This window comes from Enterobacter cloacae complex sp. P13B (assembly GCF_014895915.1).
GTDB lineage: Bacteria > Pseudomonadota > Gammaproteobacteria > Enterobacterales > Enterobacteriaceae > Enterobacter > Enterobacter bugandensis.
Window position 1 is genome coordinate 89,005 of record NZ_JADBQN010000002.1, and the last position, 17,078, is coordinate 106,082.

The following is a 17,078-nucleotide window of genomic DNA, read 5'->3' on the forward strand; positions in this document are numbered from 1 at the left end:
CTTAACTCCCTATTCCCAGTAAATCGTCACGATAATCGCCCGCCGGGTAGCGGAACGGTACGGGTCCGTCAGCAATACCGTCGAGGAACTGCCGCACGCGTGGATCGCAATTTTCCTGCAGCGCCTGGGCACTGCCGTGTGCAACGATCTTTTTGTCCGCCACGATATAGGCGTAATCGGCAATGCTCAACACTTCCGGTACATCGTGAGACACCACGATACAGGTGACGCCGAGCGCGCTGTTCAGTTCAGAGATGAGCTTTACCAGCACGCCCATCGTGATGGGATCCTGCCCGACGAACGGTTCGTCGAACATGATTAAATCGGGCTCTAATGCAATAGCTCGCGCCAGCGCGGCGCGGCGCGCCATCCCGCCGGACAGCTCCGAAGGCATTAGCTTCGCGGCTCCCCGCAACCCCACAGCTTCAAGCTTCATCATCACCGTGCTTTTCAGCAGCTCAGGCGGCAGGCTGGTATGCTCACGCAGCGGATAGGCCACGTTATCAAAGACGTTCATGTCGGTGAACAACGCCCCCGACTGAAAGAGCATACTCATACGTTTGCGGACAGTATACAGGCGCGAGCGCGACATCTTCGGGACGTTTTCGCCATCGAAGAGGATTTCACCGCTATCCGGTGGGATCTGACCACCAATAAGGCGCAGGAGGGTCGTTTTACCGATCCCGGACGGCCCCATGATGGCGGTGATTTTGCCACGCGGTACGGTCAACGAAATATCATCGAATATCAGTCGATTGCCGCGAGAAAAACTCACACCGCGGACATCGACGATATTCGCCATCGTTTGGCTCATTTATAGTTCCTTTCTTACCCTGCTCACGTTAAGACGTGCAGCCTGAATCAGCCCTTAACCCCGCATTTTTACAGAATATTAGCCGTTGAGGTTAGCGAAAGCTGGCATTTGTTTTACTTTTCCGGCGCATAAAGTCAAAATTAGGAATTCGTTACGCCTCAGACCGTATGCAGTCCAGCCATTCCCGCGCGATGGACCGACAAGTATACCTGAAGAAAGGACTTTTGATGCTTTTAGCAACAGCACTGTTAATCATTGGTTTACTGTTAGTGGTCTACAGTGCTGACCGTTTAGTCTTTGCTGCATCTATCCTGTGTCGCCTGACGGGTGTACCGCCTGTAGTCATCGGGATGACCGTGGTCAGCGTTGGCACGTCACTTCCTGAAATCATCGTCTCCGTCTCGGCGTCGCTGCATGGTCAGTTAGACCTGGCAATTGGCACCGCGATTGGCTCTAACATCGTCAATATATTACTGATTTTAGGCCTTGCGGCACTGCTCCATCCATTTCGCGTGCATTCTGATGTTCTGCGCCGTGAATTGCCGCTAATGTTAGTCGTAAGCCTGCTGGCAGGGTGCGTATTTTATGATGGCGTATTGAGCTATAGCGACGGCATTTTCCTGCTGGCGCTGGCCGTCATCTGGTTACTGTATAGTGTTAAAATTGCCCGCCAGGCGGAAAAACAGGGTCAGGATAGCCTGACGCGTGAACAGGTTGCCGAACTCCCGCGGGAAGGCACGCTGCCGGTCGCCCTCCTCTGGCTTGGCGTTGCGCTGATCATTATGCCGATGGCAACGCGCATGGTCGTGGATAACGCGACGGTACTGGCGAACTATTTCGCCATGAGCGAACTGACGATTGGCCTGACGGTTATTGCTATCGGCACCAGCCTGCCGGAGCTGGCCACCGCCATTGCGGGGGCGCGTAAAGGGGAAGATGACATCGCCATTGGTAATATCATCGGCTCCAACATATTTAATATCGCGATTGTCATGGGCCTGCCGGCTCTGATTACGCCGGGGCCGTTTAATCCTCTGGCGTTTTCACGCGATTACGGGGTGATGTTGCTGGTCAGCGTGATATTTGCCCTGCTCTGCTGGCGGCGGCAACGCCAGATCGGCAAAGGCGCAGGCGCGCTGCTGACGGGTGGATTTATCGTATGGATGGCGATGCTGTACTGGCTCTCGCCTCTTCTCTCTGGGTAAACGGAAACGCATTATGTCGCAAATAGAATTGCAGCCGGGTTTTGACTTTCAGAAAGCAGGCAAAGAGGTTCTGGAGATTGAACGTGAAGGTCTGGCGCAGTTAGATCAGTACATTAATCAGGATTTTAGTCTGGCATGTGAGAAGATATTCTACTGTGCCGGGAAAGTCGTGGTGATGGGGATGGGCAAGTCCGGCCACATTGGGCGCAAAATGGCGGCAACGTTTGCCAGCACCGGAACCTCGTCCTTCTTTGTACACCCGGGGGAAGCCGCGCACGGCGACCTGGGGATGGTCACGCCGCAGGATGTCGTTATCGCGCTGTCCAACTCCGGTGAGTCCAATGAAATTCTGGCATTGATCCCCGTACTGAAGCGTCTGCAGGTGCCGCTGATTTGCATGACCAGCCGTCCGGAAAGTAGCATGGCACGTGCAGCCGATATTCATCTGTGCGTTAAAGTACCGAAAGAGGCCTGCCCGCTCGGCCTGGCGCCAACATCCAGCACCACCGCCGCGCTGGTCATGGGCGATGCGCTTGCCGTCGCGCTGCTTGAAGCCCGCGGTTTTACGCCGGAAGATTTCGCGCTCTCCCATCCGGGCGGCGCGCTGGGGCGCAAGCTGCTGCTGCGGGTAAACGATATTATGCACACCGGGGATGAGATCCCTCACGTCAGCAAAGAAGCCTCCCTGCGTGATGCGCTGCTGGAAATCACCCGTAAGAATCTGGGTATGACGGTCGTGTGCGACGATCTGATGAAAATTGAGGGGATCTTCACCGATGGCGACCTGCGTCGCGTGTTCGACATGGGTGTAGATGTCCGCACGCTCGGCATTGCCGATGTGATGACGCCCGGCGGCATTCGCGTGCGTCCGGGAACGCTGGCCGTGGATGTACTGAACCTGATGCAGTCCCGCCATATCACCTCCGTTATGGTTGCCGATGGCGACCAGTTGCTGGGTGTGGTACATATGCATGATCTGCTGCGCGCTGGCGTAGTGTAATAAAGGATAAGACAATGAGTAATGCGGGTGCATCCCTTGCAACCTGTTATGGTCCGGTCAGTACCCAGATGATGGCAAAGGCGGAAAATATTCGTCTGCTCATTCTGGATGTGGATGGCGTACTTTCCGATGGCCTGATTTACATGGGCAATAATGGTGAAGAGCTGAAAGCGTTTAACGTTCGCGATGGCTACGGTATCCGCTGTGCGCTCACCTCGGGTATTGAGGTTGCTATCATCACCGGACGAAAAGCTAAACTGGTAGAAGACCGCTGTGAAACCTTAGGCATTACCCATCTTTACCAGGGTCAATCCGATAAGATGGCAGCGTTCAATGATTTACTGGGTAAACTGGCTATCGCACCGGAAAACGTGGCCTACGTCGGGGACGACCTGATTGACTGGCCGGTGATGGCTGAAGTCGGTCTCAGCATCGCGGTTGCTGATGCTCATCCGCTGTTGATCCCGCGCGCTGACTACGTTACCCACATCAACGGTGGCCGGGGTGCCGTCCGTGAAGTCTGCGATCTGCTTCTGCTGGCGCAGGGCAAGCTTGATGAAGCCAAAGGGCAATCGATATGAGTAAAACCAGACGTTGGGTTATCATTCTGCTTTCGCTTGTCGCACTGGTATTGATTGGCGTGAACCTTGCCGATCGCGACGATACGCAAACGGAAGTCGTCAACAATAACGATCCAACCTATAAAAGCGATCACAGCGACACCGTGGTCTATAGCCCGGAAGGTGCGCTGAATTATCGCCTGATTGCCCAGCACGTTGAATACTTTTCCGATGACGGCGTTTCGTGGTTTACCCAACCTGTCATGACCACTTTCGATAAAGACAAAGTGCCGACGTGGTCAATTAAGTCAGATCGGGCCAAACTGACAAATGACCGTATGCTTTATCTGTATGGCCACGTTGAAGTCAACGCCCTGACCGCTGACTCGCAACTGCGAAAAATTACGACGGATAATGCCCAGATCAACCTGGTAACCCAGGACGTGACGTCGCAGGATCTGGTCACACTGTATGGCACAACATTTAATTCCAGCGGTTTAAGAATGCGCGGGAACTTACGCAGCAAGAACGCCGAGCTGATTGAAAAGGTTAGAACCTCCTATGAAATTCAAAACAAACAAACTCAGCCTTAAAGTAATTATCGCCAGCGCGATGCTGGCGGCCAGTCTCCCCGCGCTTGCTGTAACGGGCGATACCGACCAGCCGATCCATATCGAGTCCGACACTCAGTCTCTCGATATGCAGGGTAACGTCGTCACCTTCACGGGTAACGTCGTCATGACTCAGGGGACCATCAAAATTAACGCCGATAAAGTGGTCGTTACCCGTCCGGGCGGCGAGCAGGGCAAAGAGATCATTGATGGTTACGGCAACCCGGCCACCTTCTACCAGATGCAGGACAACGGCAAGCCGGTGAAGGGCCACGCCTCGCATATGCACTATGAGCTGGCGAAGGACCTGGTCATCCTGACCGGAAACGCGTATCTGGAACAGCTGGACAGCAATATTACCGGTGACCAGATTACTTATCTGGTGAAAGAGCAAAAAATGCAGGCCTCCAGCGAGAAAGGCAAACGCGTAACCACCGTGCTGGTTCCGTCGCAGCTGCAGGACAAAGGCAAGGGCCAAGCCCCGGCACAGAAGAAGAGTAACTAATTCGCTATGGCAACATTAACTGCAAAAAATCTCGCGAAGGCCTATAAGGGCCGCCGTGTCGTAGAAGATGTCAGTCTGACCGTCAACTCCGGCGAAATTGTGGGCCTGCTTGGCCCGAACGGTGCGGGTAAAACCACCACCTTCTACATGGTGGTGGGTATTGTGCCGCGCGATGCCGGCAACATTATTATTGACGATGAAGATATCAGCCTGCTGCCGCTGCACGCGCGCGCGCGCCGTGGCATCGGCTATCTGCCGCAGGAAGCCTCTATTTTCCGTCGTCTGAGCGTCTTTGATAACCTGATGGCAGTCCTGCAAATTCGCGACGACCTGACCAACGAACAGCGTCAGGATCGCGCCAACGAGCTTATGGAAGAGTTTCATATCGAACACCTGCGCGACAGCCTGGGCCAGGCCTTGTCCGGGGGGGAACGCCGTCGTGTTGAGATTGCGCGCGCGCTGGCCGCCAATCCGAAGTTTATCCTTCTGGATGAACCGTTTGCGGGCGTTGACCCGATCTCCGTTATCGACATTAAACGCATTATCGAGCATCTGCGTGACAGCGGACTTGGCGTGCTGATCACAGACCACAACGTTCGTGAAACGCTGGCGGTATGTGAACGCGCGTATATCGTGAGCCAGGGCAATCTGATCGCTCACGGTACGCCGCAGCAGATCCTCGAAGACGATCATGTTAAGCGCGTCTATCTTGGGGAAGACTTCAGACTCTGATAGGGTAGAGGTAACGTAACGCCGAACCGGAGAAAAATGCTCTGAACATGAAGCAAGGTTTGCAATTAAGGCTCAGCCAACAGCTGGCGATGACGCCGCAGTTACAGCAGGCAATTCGTCTGTTGCAACTGTCCACCTTAGAACTCCAGCAGGAGCTCCAGCAGGCGCTGGACAGCAATCCCCTGCTGGAGCAAGCCGATCTTCATGACGAGGTAGATACCCAGCAGTCACAGGACACAGAAGCGCTCGACACCGCGGATGCACTCGAACAAAAAGAGATGCCGGACGAGCTTCCGCTGGATGCCAGCTGGGATGAAATCTATACCGCCGGGACCCCTTCCGGCACGCGTGCAGACTACCAGGACGACGAGCTACCGGTCTACCAGGGCGAAACCACCCAGTCGCTGCAGGATTACCTGATGTGGCAGGTAGAGCTTACCCCCTTCTCCGATACCGACCGCGCTATTGCCACGTCGATTGTCGACGCCGTTGATGACACCGGTTATTTGACCGTCACGCTGGACGACATTCTGGAAAGCATGGGCGATGAAGAGATTGAGATTGAGGAGATTGAAGCGGTACTGAAACGCATTCAGCGCTTCGATCCGGTCGGGGTGGCCGCGAAGGACCTGCGTGACTGTCTGCTGATCCAGCTTTCTCAGTTCAGCAAAGAGACGCCGTGGCTCGACGAGGCACGCTTAATCATCAGCGATCATCTGGATCTTCTGGCTAACCACGATTTCCGCACCCTGATGCGCGTCACGCGCCTGAAGGAAGAGGTGCTGAAAGAGGCGGTAAATCTGATCCAGTCCCTCGATCCGCGTCCCGGTCAGTCGATCCAGACCAGCGAACCCGAGTACGTTATCCCGGACGTGCTGGTCAGAAAACACAATGACCGCTGGGTCGTTGAACTGAACTCTGACAGCATCCCTCGCCTGCAAATCAACCAGCAGTACGCCTCCATGTGTACTAGCGCGCGCAACGACTCTGACAATCAATATATTCGCAGCAATCTTCAGGAAGCGCGATGGCTGATCAAGAGCGTGGAGAGCCGGAATGATACCCTGCTTCGCGTGAGCCGCTGCATCGTCGAACAGCAGCAGGCCTTCTTTGAGCAGGGCGAAGAGTATATGAAGCCGATGGTGCTGGCGGATATCGCCCAGGCCGTCGAGATGCATGAATCCACTATTTCCCGCGTTACTACGCAGAAGTATCTGCACAGTCCGCGCGGTATTTTTGAGCTTAAGTATTTCTTCTCCAGCCACGTGAACACCGAGGGTGGCGGCGAAGCCTCCTCAACGGCGATTCGCGCCCTGGTGAAGAAGTTGATCGCCGCGGAGAACCCCGCGAAGCCACTAAGTGACAGTAAGTTGACCACCATGCTGTCCGATCAGGGTATTATGGTGGCACGTCGTACTGTTGCGAAGTATCGAGAGTCTTTATCCATTCCGCCGTCTAACCAGCGTAAACAGCTGGTCTGACACAACCGATAAGGAAGACACTATGCAGCTCAATATCACAGGACATAACGTCGAGATTACTGAGGCTTTACGTGACTTCGTGAACGCTAAGTTCGCGAAACTCGAGCAGTATTTCGAAAGGATCAATCAGGTCTACGTTGTGTTAAAAGTGGAGAAAGTGACTCATATCTCGGATGCAACCCTGCATGTAAACGGGGGTGAACTCCATGCCAGTGCGGAAGGGCAAGACATGTACGCGGCTATCGACGGCTTGATTGACAAGCTTGCGCGACAGCTCAATAAACATAAAGATAAACTGAAACAACACTAATTGTCCGGGCAGTTAACGGGTGCAGGACGGCCTGTTGTGAAACACAACGGGCCATTTGTACAGTTAGCGCTTAGGTGAAATTATGATGAACAACGATTCCGCTCTTCAACTGAGCAATGTCCTTAACCAGGAATGTACCCGCAGTGCCGTTCACTGCCAGAGCAAAAAACGTGCGCTGGAGATCATCAGTGAATTAGCTGCAAAACAGCTGGGCCTGCCGCCGCAGGTGGTGTTCGAAGCCATTCTGACCCGTGAAAAGATGGGCAGTACCGGTATAGGCAACGGCATCGCGATCCCGCACGGCAAGCTGGAAGAGGACACCCTGCGTGCCGTCGGTGTGTTTGTGCAACTGGAAACCCCAATCGCTTTTGACGCCATTGATAACCAGCCCGTCGATCTCCTCTTCGCGCTGTTGGTGCCTGCAGACCAGACCAAGACCCACCTGCATACGCTTTCGCTGGTTGCTAAACGTCTGGCGGATAAAACCATCTGCCGTCGACTGCGCTCAGCCCAAAGTGATGAAGAGCTTTATCAAATTATCACTGAAGCAGAAGGCAATCAGGATGACGCATAACCAGGTGATGGCCTTCACATCTGTTGTCCTGAGGAGAAACGGAACATGGTGCTGATGATTGTCAGCGGTCGTTCAGGGTCGGGGAAATCCGTTGCCCTGCGCGCGCTGGAAGACATGGGTTTTTACTGCGTCGATAACCTGCCGGTCGTGTTATTGCCCGATCTGGCACGCACGTTAGCGGAGAGACAAACCTCCGCCGCCGTCAGTATCGACGTTCGTAACATGCCGGAATCGCCAGAGATCTTCGAACAGGCAATGAGTAACCTGCCTGACGCGTTTTCGCCTCAGCTGCTGTTCCTTGATGCCGACCGCAATACCCTGATCCGCCGCTACAGCGACACCCGTCGTCTGCACCCGCTTTCCAGCAAGAATCTCTCGCTGGAGAGCGCCATCGACGAAGAGAGCGATCTGCTTGAGCCGCTGCGCTCTCGTGCCGATCTGATTGTCGACACCTCAGAGATGTCCGTTCACGAGCTGGCGGAAATGCTGCGAACCCGGCTGCTGGGCAAACGCGAGCGCGAGCTGACGATGGTGTTCGAATCCTTCGGCTTTAAGCACGGTATTCCGATTGATGCGGACTATGTTTTCGACGTGCGCTTCCTGCCGAACCCGCACTGGGATCCTAAACTGCGTCCAATGACCGGTCTGGATAAGCCCGTGGCGGCGTTCCTCGACCGACACACAGAAGTTCACAATTTTATCTACCAGACGCGAAGCTACCTTGAGCTATGGTTACCTATGCTGGAGACAAACAATCGTAGCTACCTGACAGTGGCGATTGGCTGTACCGGCGGTAAACATCGTTCGGTCTACATCGCCGAACAGCTGGCCGACTATTTCCGCTCGCGCGGTAAGAACGTTCAGTCCCGTCATCGCACGCTGGAAAAACGTAAAACATGACCGTAAAACAAACCGTTGAGATCACCAATAAGCTGGGCATGCATGCACGCCCGGCGATGAAGCTGTTTGAGCTGATGCAGGGTTTCGATGCAGAAGTGCTGCTGCGTAATGACGAAGGCACCGAAGCGGAAGCCAACAGCGTGATTGCGCTGCTGATGCTGGACTCCGCCAAAGGGCGTCAGATTGAGGTTGAAGCCACCGGTCCTCAGGAAGAGGAAGCTCTGGCAGCGGTAGTTGCGCTGTTTAACGCCGGGTTCGACGAAGATTAGGCCTGCTATTCTGGCGGGTGGCGCTGCGCTTACCCGCCCTACATTAACGCATTTCTCTCCATAAACCCTTCCCCACCCAGCTGGCGCATCTGGCGCATGATCCACGCCTGACGGCTTCGCACGTACCCTGACGGGGCGCTGGCCTTGAAGCGGACAGGATTAGGCAGAACAGCCGCGAGCAGCGCCGCCTCCGACATGCTCAGCCTGCTGGCAGGTTTATTAAAATAGCGTTGTGATGCAGCTTCGACACCAAATACCCCGTCGCCGAACTCGGCGATATTAAGGTAAACGGTCAGAATACGCTTTTTGCTCCAGACCGTTTCCATTCCCAGGGTCAGGCCCGCTTCCAGCCCTTTTCGCACCCAGCTTCGGCCATCCCACAGGAACAGGTTTTTAGCCGTCTGCTGCGACAGCGTTGACGCACCGCGCACGCGGTTTTCGTGACGTTCGTTATGGGCCAGCGCCTTTTCGATCGCGGCCACATCAAACCCCCAGTGCTGCGGGAATTTTTGATCTTCCGCCGCGATAACCGCCAGCCCCATGAACGGAGAAATTTCATCCATGCTCACCCAGTCAGAATGGGCAACATAGCCGAAATCACCGGAGAACCACGCGCTAAGCTGGCGCTCAACCATGACCGCTGAAAACGGTACCGGCAAAATGCTGAACACGGCCAGGCCGCCCCCCCAGAACACCGCCAGGACGAGAACGATGCGTAAAAGAAGGCGTTTCACCCATGCGCCTGCGGAAGACTGACGCCTCATTCCGTCAGCACCAGCACTCGGGCGACCAGCTTTTCAATGCCCACGGCGGCTTCCGCAATATTCTTCGCCAGCATATACGCGGGCGTGGTGACAATTTTGTTGTCTTCATCCACCACAATGTCATCGACCGGACACGGAACGTGTTCACCCCCCATATCCTCGACGACCTCTGCGGTATCAATATCGGTTCCGATCGTCAGCCGTAACGGAAAATCGAAAATATTTGGCAGCATGGCCGGTGCAATACAGATAAAGCCCAGCGGCTTGCCCGCGGCATGCATCGCCAGCGTCAGCGCTTTGAGATCAGGGTCCACCGTGCATGCGGCACCCTCGGCAGCAAAGGTGCTGAGATTTTTCGCGGCGCCGAAGCCGCCCGGCACAATGAGCGCATCCAGTTCAGCGGCATCTGCCTGCGCCAGCGGATGAATCTCTCCCCGGGCAATACGCGCGGCTTCAATCAGCACGTTACGCGTTTCGGCCATCGGCTCGCCGGTCAGATGGTTAATCACATCCGACTGATTTTTGTCGGGCGCAAAACAGATAACCTCTGCTCCCTGTTTTGTCAGGGCCAGCAGCGTGATTACGGCTTCATGTATTTCTGAACCATCAAAAACACCGCATCCGCTCAGGACAACACCAATTTTTTTCATCTTGACGATCCTTCTTTGCAACTCGCTGAAGCACATTAATAATTTTGATTAAAACGCTATGCTTCACACATTTCACTGATTCATGTAACAAACCATTTAAGATTTGCTATCTTATCTGCGTGCGGCCTAAATTTTTACGGCGGCGCCCATTAGAAAATTACTTTAAAAAACAGGCGCAGCCACGATTTCCCTGGTGTTGGCGCAGTATTCGCGCACCCCGGTCTAGCCGGGGTCATTTTTTTCTGGCATCCACCCAGGCTTTAAGCACCGCAACATCGTTCTGCCACTCTTGTTTCATCTCTTCAACCCAATCACCAACGTTATCTTCCCAAGCTGGTAAATCAGGCGACTGAATCTGTTGACCCAACTGCTGCAGGTGGCGTAACCCGACCGAGCCGGCTGCGCCTTTGATTTTATGCCCTTCTTCCACGATGCCCTTCTGGTCACGCGCCGTCAGGTTTGACTCCAGCACGCTCAGATAACCCGGCATCATTTTTTCAAACACCGCCAGGCCGTCGGTAATCAGTTTCGGGCCGACCAGATCGATATACTGCTCCAGCATCGCGGTATCGAGTATCGTTTGGGCTTTTGCGCTATCAACAGACGTCATGGTGCTCTCCTCTTCATCGTGGGTATCCCAGAACTTCTTGATCATGGCGGTCAGAGCAGGCACCGCCAGAGGCTTGCTGAGTACATCGTCCATACCGGCGTCGAGGTACTCTTTTTTATCTTTCAGCACGTTCGCCGTCAGCGCCACCAGCGGCGGCAGTTCATCAGCCGCGTACTGACGCGTCAGTTCACGCGAGATATCCAGCCCGGTCATATCCGGCAACTGGATATCCAGCAGAACGAGGTCATATTCACCAGGTGTAAACATCTCCAGCGCGGCTTTACCGGTCATCGCGACATCCACGCTGTTGCCCAGTTTTTCCAGCACCGAGCGCGCTACAATCACGTTAAGCTCAATATCCTCCACCAACAGGACGTGCAGCGCAGGCAGCGGCATATCGTCATTTTCAAAGGTATCCTCTACCTCTTCCGCCACCGCCGGCGCATGCACCGTCAGCGTGAAGGTTGACCCTTTGCCCGCCTGGCTGGCAACGGTGATGTCACCGCCCATGCTCTTCGCCAGCCGCTTAGACACCGCCAGGCCGATTCCGGTACCAGTGGCCGGTTTTCCACCGTTGCTGTCCTTCACCTGGTAGTACATCGCGAAAATCTTGTCCTGCTCCTCCTGCGGAATACCAATCCCGGAGTCCTCCACCTCAAAGTGCAGCATGTCGCCGTCGTCATAGCGAATACGCACCGCCACCTGCCCCTTCTGGGTAAATTTCACCGCGTTGCTGATGAGATTCCACAGGATCTGACGCAGGCGCGTGCCGTCGGTAATCACTTTATGCGGCAGCGGCAGGGTGGGATCCATGACAAAATTCAGCCCCTTCTGCTGGGCCTGCAGACCAGACAAGTTTTCCAGATCGGCAAGGAAGCTGGTGAAATCAACCGGCTGATTATCAAGCTGAACCTTTCGGCGCTCCATCTTATCCATGTCAATAATATCGTTGAAGATATTACCCAGCGTGACCGCCGAGACATGAATCGTTTTGAGGTATTTTTCCTGCTCTGCGGTCAGGTCGGTATCCAGCAGAATGCGGCTCAGCCCCACAATGCCGTTAAGCGGCGTACGAAGCTCATGGCTGATGGTGGAGATGAAGGTGGTCTTGTCGCGGCTGGCGCGCTCCAGCGCATCCTGATAGCGCTTACGCTCGGTAATATCACGGCCGAAGCCCATCAGGCCGTGGCGCTTCCCGACGCGGTCATAGTACGGCACCTTACGGATCTCAAAGCAGGCTTTGCGCCCGTCTGGGTAATCCAGCCACTGTTCGTAGGTCAGCGAGACGTTATGGCGGAACACTTTTTCATCCGTCTCCATGACCTTGGCGGCCGCCTCTTCGGAGTAAACGTCCTGCGGCTTGAGGTGAATCAGCTGCTTCTCGCTTTTCCCGGTCAGGAGCTCCATCGCCCGGTTACAGCCTGAAAATTCTTTATCTTCGTTACGGTAGAATACCAGATCCGGCGAAGCGTCCAGGAACGAACGCAGGAAGGAGGATTGCTGCTCAAGCTGGATCTGCGTCACCTCGCGCTCTTTCATTTCGATTTTCAGCTGTTCCAGCGTGGCCTGACGCTCTGCCTCCGCCTTCTCACGATCTGAAATTTCCTGATTCAACTGAGCAATGTTGTCTTTAAGCTGAACGTTGAGCTTCAGGTCGCGCTCGCGCATCTCCTCCAGCTTATCGACCAGTTTTGATAAGCGCTGACGGGACTCCTCCAGCTGCTCGACCACCACGGAAAGGAAATAGACCGCCCAGGGGGTAATGAGCAGGCCGAAGAAGATAGAGCGGATAACGTCGATACTCTCGACCTGACCATGCAGAACCATCGTAACGGCCATCTGCACGACAATCGCCAGAACGACCAGCGCCAGCGCCAGCAGCATGGAGAAACGCACCAGCCCAAGCTTCATCATCAGGTCGACGTAGTACTGGGCTAGCATTCGAATTTGCTTCATAGAGGATCCCTTCACGACTTTATCGCTCAATAATACTCAAATTCGAGGCGGGACGTTGAAGGTTGTGAGAAAAAGTGCGGGTTGAAACAGGAGATTAGCCTCGCCTCCGGTTCACCGGAAGCGAGGAGAGGTCAATCAGGAGCGTTTCAGCAGCAGCCAGAGGCTGATCAGGAAGAAGCTGGCGCTCGGCAGCAGCGCACCGATAATCGGCGGAATGCCATAAACCAGCGTCAGCGGACCGAAGATCTGATCGAGTACATAGAAGACAAAGCCGAAGCTAATACCGGTCACGACGCGCACGCCCATCGGCACGCTACGCAGCGGGCCGAAGATAAACGACAGCGCCATAAGCATCATCACCGCCACGGACATCGGCTGGAAGATTTTGCTCCACATGTTGAGCTGATAGCGTCCGGCATCCTGCCCGCTCGACTTCAGGTACTTCACATAGTTGTGCAAGCCGCTGATAGAGAGCGCGTCAGGATCCAGCGCAACAACCCCGAGCTTATCCGGCGTGAGGTTGGTCTTCCAGGTGCCGGTCACCGTCTGTGACCCGGTAATCTGTTTTGGATCGGTCAGGTCAGATTCATCAACCTGCGACAAACGCCACTGCTTATGTTCAGCGTCAAACTTCGCGGAAGAGGCGTGTCGGACAGACTCCAGACGGCGCTGGTCGTTGAACGCGTAGATGCTCACCCCGCCCAGTTCATCATTACCCTTTACCCGTTCGATGTAGACGAAGTTTTTCCCGTCTTTCGCCCATAAACCTTGCTGAGTCGAGAGCAGTGAACCACCGTACATTGCCTGAGCACGATAGTTACGCGCCATCTGCTCGCCCTGCGGTGCCACCCACTCGCCAATCGCCATGGTCAACAGCACCAGCGGGATTGCGGTTTTCATTACCGACAGCGCAACCTGCATACGGGTAAAGCCTGAGGCCTGCATCACCACCAGCTCGCTGCGCTGAGCCAGCATCCCCAGCCCCAGCAGCGCGCCCAGCAGAGCCGCCATCGGGAAGAAGATCTGCACATCTTTTGGCACGCTGAGCAGGGTGTACATCCCCGCCCCCATCGCGTCATAGCTGCCCTGTCCGGCTTTTTTCAGCTGATCGACAAATTTGATAATGCCGGAGAGCGACACCAGCATGAACAACGTCATCATGATGGTGGTGAAAATGGTTTTACCGATATAGCGATCAAGAACGCCAAACGCCTGCATTAGATGGCTCCTTTACGCGAGAATCGGGCACGTATGCGGCGCACAGGCACCGTATCCCACAGGTTTAATCCCAGCGCCAGTAAGATGTACAGGCTGTTAACGAACCACGTCCAGACCATCGGATCCAGCTTACCCTTCGCGCCGTTAGAGCGAATCGAGGTTTGCAGCAGGAAGTAGATCAGGTAAAGCAGCATCGCTGGCAGCATAGAGAGCACGCGACCCTGGCGCGGGTTCACCACGCTCAGCGGCACGACAATCAGTGCCATCATAAACACGGTGAATACGAGCGTAATACGCCAGTGGAACTCAGCCCGCGCTCTGTCGGTATCGCTATTCCACAGCGTGCGCATATCCATTTGCTCGGTATCCGTCGGATCGAGCGCCACCGCCTGATGACCAATAATGGCCTGATAGTTCTGGAAATCCGTAATACGGAAGTCACGCAGCATCGCGGTGCCTTCGAAACGGGTGCCTTTATTCAGCGTGACGACCTGAGAACCGTCTTTGCGCTGAGAAAGCTGGCCAGAATCGGCAACCACCACTGACGGACGCGCGTTACCTTTAGGACGCAGCTGCGCCAGAAATACATCGTTGAATTTACTGCCGTCAACGCTCTCAATAAACAGCACGGAGTTTCCGTCAGTCGCCTGCTGGAACTGCCCCTGCGCGAGCGCCGCCATGCCGGGGTTTGCTTTCGCCTCGGCCAGCACTTCGTCCTGATGACGGGAAGACATAGGGCCCGCCCACATCACATTCACCGCCGCAACAATGCCCGTGAACAGCGCCAGTATCATCGCCGCTTTCACCAGTACGGCTTTACTCAGGCCGCAGGCATGCATCACCGTAATTTCACTCTCGGTGTACAGCTTACCGAGGGTCATCAGCAGGCCGAGGAATAGACTCAGCGGCAGAATAAGCTGCGCCATTTCCGGGATCCCCAGCCCAAGCAGGGAAAGCACCAGATTCGTTGGAATTTCGCCGTCAACGGCCGCACCGAGGATCTTAACCAGCTTCTGACAGAAAAAAATCAGCAGCAGGATGAAGAGGATCGCCAGTTGGCTTTTGAGCGTCTCCCGCACCAGATATCTTATGATTATCACTTTAAATACGCCCGTAAAAACCCGTCTCTTTGCTGGAAAATCGCTTGTTTCATGGCTTAAACGTCATTTATTCTCTTGAGTCGTCGAAATCGTCGCTAAGATTAAAACATCCGGCGGATTCACGCTTCAGGACTTTTTCTGACGTGTCGAAACCGTAGTAACGTAAGATTAACACGAAGTCACCACAACAGCGGACATGAGTTACGAAAGGTTTCAATTCTATCCGTAGCAGCCGCCGTTGTCTTTAAGATTCAGGAGCGTAGTGCATGGAGTTCAGTGTAAAAAGCGGTAGCCCGGAGAAACAGCGGAGTGCCTGCATCGTTGTGGGCGTCTTTGAACCGCGCCGACTCTCCCCGATCGCCGAGCAACTCGATAAAATCAGTGACGGCTATATCAGCGCCCTGCTGCGCCGTGGCGAACTGGAAGGCAAACCTGGGCAGACGCTGTTACTGCACCATGTTCCGAACGTCCTGTCAGAGCGTATTCTGCTGATTGGCTGCGGCAAAGAGCGCGAGCTGGATGAACGTCAGTATAAGCAGGTTATTCAGAAAACCATTAATACGCTGAATGACACCGGTTCAATGGAAGCCGTCTGCTTCCTGACCGAGCTGCACGTCAAAGGCCGTAACACCTACTGGAAAGTGCGTCAGGCCGTCGAAACGGCAAAAGAGAGCCTTTACAGCTTCGATCAGCTTAAGACCAACAAAAGCGAGCCGCGTCGCCCGCTGCGCAAAATGGTCTTTAACGTGCCAACCCGTCGCGAACTGACCAGCGGCGAGCGCGCCATCCAGCATGGTCTGGCGATTGCCGCCGGTATTAAAGCGGCAAAAGATCTCGGCAACATGCCGCCAAACATCTGTAACGCCGCCTACCTCGCCTCTCAGGCGCGCCAGCTGGCTGACTCCTACAGCAAAAACGTCATCACCCGCGTCATCGGCGAACAGCAGATGAAAGAGCTGGGGATGCACTCTTATCTGGCGGTGGGTAACGGCTCGCAGAACGAATCCCTGATGTCGGTCATCGAATACAAAGGCAACCCGTCTGAAGACGCGCGTCCGATCGTGCTCGTCGGTAAAGGGCTGACCTTTGACTCCGGCGGTATCTCCATCAAGCCTTCAGAAGGCATGGACGAGATGAAGTACGACATGTGCGGCGCGGCGGCGGTTTACGGCGTCATGCGCATGGTTGCGGAGCTTCAGCTGCCCATCAACGTAATCGGCGTGCTGGCAGGCTGCGAAAACATGCCTGGCGGTCGCGCGTATCGTCCGGGCGACGTCCTGACCACCATGTCCGGCCAGACCGTTGAAGTGCTGAATACCGACGCCGAAGGCCGTCTGGTACTCTGTGACGTGTTGACCTACGTTGAGCGCTTCGAGCCAGAAGCGGTTATCGACGTGGCCACCCTGACCGGTGCCTGCGTGATTGCCCTGGGCCATCACATCACCGGCCTGATGTCGAACCACAACCCGCTGGCGCACGAGCTTATCGGCGCGTCCGAGCAGGCCGGTGACCGCGCATGGCGTCTGCCGCTGGGTGACGAGTATCAGGAACAGCTGGAGTCTAACTTTGCGGACATGGCTAACATTGGTGGTCGTCCTGGCGGCGCAATTACCGCAGGCTGCTTCCTGGCGCGCTTCACCCGTAAATATAACTGGGCGCACCTGGATATCGCGGGGACCGCATGGCGCTCCGGTAAAGCCAAAGGCGCTACCGGACGTCCGGTTGCCCTGCTGTCGCAGTTCCTGCTTAATCGTGCGGGTTTTAACGGCGACGAGTGATGTAATGTGCCGGGTGGCGGCTTCGCCTTACCCGGCCTACA

19 protein-coding genes are annotated in these 17,078 nt (G+C 55.2%); 12 read left to right on the forward strand and 7 right to left on the reverse strand.

The features are described 5' to 3' along the window. Position 1: 1 nt before the first annotated feature. The gene (gene mlaF / locus IM273_RS00740; RefSeq protein ID WP_193050495.1) at positions 2-814 is read right to left on the reverse strand and encodes a phospholipid ABC transporter ATP-binding protein MlaF; all 813 of its coding nucleotides are present in this window, start codon (positions 812-814) and stop codon (positions 2-4) included. A 227-nt stretch (positions 815-1,041) separates the two neighbouring features. On the opposite strand from mlaF, the gene IM273_RS00745 reads away from it, so the two are divergent. From IM273_RS00745 to npr, 11 genes are all read left to right on the forward strand, one after another. Beyond that, positions 1,042-2,019, forward strand: a complete 978-nt coding sequence (locus IM273_RS00745; protein ID WP_028014566.1) for a calcium/sodium antiporter — start codon at positions 1,042-1,044, stop codon at positions 2,017-2,019. A gap of 13 nt (positions 2,020-2,032) precedes the next feature. Further along, the gene (gene kdsD, locus IM273_RS00750; protein ID WP_193050493.1) at positions 2,033-3,019 is read left to right on the forward strand and encodes an arabinose-5-phosphate isomerase KdsD; all 987 of its coding nucleotides are present in this window, start codon (positions 2,033-2,035) and stop codon (positions 3,017-3,019) included. Positions 3,020-3,033: 14 nt separating this feature from the next. After that, positions 3,034-3,600: a 3-deoxy-manno-octulosonate-8-phosphatase KdsC gene (kdsC, locus tag IM273_RS00755; RefSeq protein ID WP_025756695.1), complete on the forward strand. Its 567-nt coding sequence runs from the start codon at positions 3,034-3,036 to the stop codon at positions 3,598-3,600. Beyond that, positions 3,597-4,172, forward strand: coding sequence for an LPS export ABC transporter periplasmic protein LptC (gene lptC, locus IM273_RS00760; protein WP_028014568.1), 576 nt, complete (start codon positions 3,597-3,599; stop codon positions 4,170-4,172). The genes kdsC and lptC overlap by 4 nt, the downstream gene beginning before the upstream one ends. Next, positions 4,141-4,695 carry a lipopolysaccharide ABC transporter substrate-binding protein LptA gene (gene lptA, locus IM273_RS00765; protein ID WP_028014569.1) on the forward strand — a complete coding sequence of 185 codons (555 nt, stop codon included), beginning with the start codon at positions 4,141-4,143 and terminating at the stop codon, positions 4,693-4,695. The genes lptC and lptA overlap by 32 nt, the downstream gene beginning before the upstream one ends. Before the next feature lie 6 nt (positions 4,696-4,701). Continuing rightward, on the forward strand, positions 4,702-5,427 hold the full coding sequence (lptB, locus tag IM273_RS00770; protein WP_028014570.1) for an LPS export ABC transporter ATP-binding protein: 726 nt from the start codon (positions 4,702-4,704) through the stop codon (positions 5,425-5,427). A gap of 47 nt (positions 5,428-5,474) precedes the next feature. Continuing rightward, positions 5,475-6,908 (forward strand): RNA polymerase factor sigma-54, encoded by a 1,434-nt coding sequence (gene rpoN / locus IM273_RS00775; protein ID WP_193050491.1) that lies wholly within the window; start codon positions 5,475-5,477, stop codon positions 6,906-6,908. Positions 6,909-6,930: 22 nt separating this feature from the next. Continuing rightward, positions 6,931-7,218 carry a ribosome hibernation promoting factor gene (gene hpf, locus IM273_RS00780; RefSeq protein WP_014171818.1) on the forward strand — a complete coding sequence of 96 codons (288 nt, stop codon included), beginning with the start codon at positions 6,931-6,933 and terminating at the stop codon, positions 7,216-7,218. 82 nt (positions 7,219-7,300) lie between these two features. Continuing rightward, on the forward strand, positions 7,301-7,792 hold the full coding sequence (ptsN, locus tag IM273_RS00785; protein ID WP_008501443.1) for a PTS IIA-like nitrogen regulatory protein PtsN: 492 nt from the start codon (positions 7,301-7,303) through the stop codon (positions 7,790-7,792). 45 nt (positions 7,793-7,837) lie between these two features. Beyond that, a complete protein-coding gene (gene rapZ, locus IM273_RS00790; protein ID WP_014885397.1) occupies positions 7,838-8,692 on the forward strand; it encodes an RNase adapter RapZ in 855 nt (284 codons plus the stop codon). Further along, positions 8,689-8,961, forward strand: coding sequence for a PTS phosphocarrier protein NPr (gene npr, locus IM273_RS00795; RefSeq protein ID WP_025756690.1), 273 nt, complete (start codon positions 8,689-8,691; stop codon positions 8,959-8,961). Before rapZ ends, npr begins: the two co-directional genes overlap by 4 nt. Before the next feature lie 38 nt (positions 8,962-8,999). On the opposite strand, the gene mtgA is transcribed toward npr, so the two are convergent. The 6 genes from mtgA to IM273_RS22705 all read right to left on the reverse strand — a co-directional run bounded on the left by mtgA (position 9,000) and on the right by IM273_RS22705 (position 15,382). Continuing rightward, positions 9,000-9,725, reverse strand: a complete 726-nt coding sequence (gene mtgA / locus IM273_RS00800) for a monofunctional biosynthetic peptidoglycan transglycosylase (RefSeq protein ID WP_049136842.1) — start codon at positions 9,723-9,725, stop codon at positions 9,000-9,002. Continuing rightward, positions 9,722-10,375, reverse strand: coding sequence for an isoprenoid biosynthesis glyoxalase ElbB (elbB, locus tag IM273_RS00805; protein WP_193050489.1), 654 nt, complete (start codon positions 10,373-10,375; stop codon positions 9,722-9,724). The genes mtgA and elbB overlap by 4 nt, the downstream gene beginning before the upstream one ends. 232 nt (positions 10,376-10,607) lie before the next feature. After that, on the reverse strand, positions 10,608-12,941 hold the full coding sequence (gene arcB, locus IM273_RS00810) for an aerobic respiration two-component sensor histidine kinase ArcB (protein ID WP_045260464.1): 2,334 nt from the start codon (positions 12,939-12,941) through the stop codon (positions 10,608-10,610). Between the two features lie 135 nt (positions 12,942-13,076). After that, positions 13,077-14,159: an LPS export ABC transporter permease LptG gene (gene lptG / locus IM273_RS00815; RefSeq protein ID WP_028014575.1), complete on the reverse strand. Its 1,083-nt coding sequence runs from the start codon at positions 14,157-14,159 to the stop codon at positions 13,077-13,079. Next, positions 14,159-15,259, reverse strand: coding sequence for an LPS export ABC transporter permease LptF (gene lptF, locus IM273_RS00820; RefSeq protein ID WP_193050487.1), 1,101 nt, complete (start codon positions 15,257-15,259; stop codon positions 14,159-14,161). The genes lptG and lptF overlap by 1 nt, the downstream gene beginning before the upstream one ends. Before the next feature lie 63 nt (positions 15,260-15,322). Next, entirely contained in the window at positions 15,323-15,382 is a 60-nt protein-coding gene (locus tag IM273_RS22705; RefSeq protein WP_213743486.1) for a hypothetical protein, read from the reverse strand. Between the two features lie 143 nt (positions 15,383-15,525). On the opposite strand from IM273_RS22705, the gene pepA reads away from it, so the two are divergent. Beyond that, positions 15,526-17,037 (forward strand): leucyl aminopeptidase, encoded by a 1,512-nt coding sequence (gene pepA / locus IM273_RS00825; RefSeq protein ID WP_028014577.1) that lies wholly within the window; start codon positions 15,526-15,528, stop codon positions 17,035-17,037. Positions 17,038-17,078: the final 41 nt, after the last annotated feature.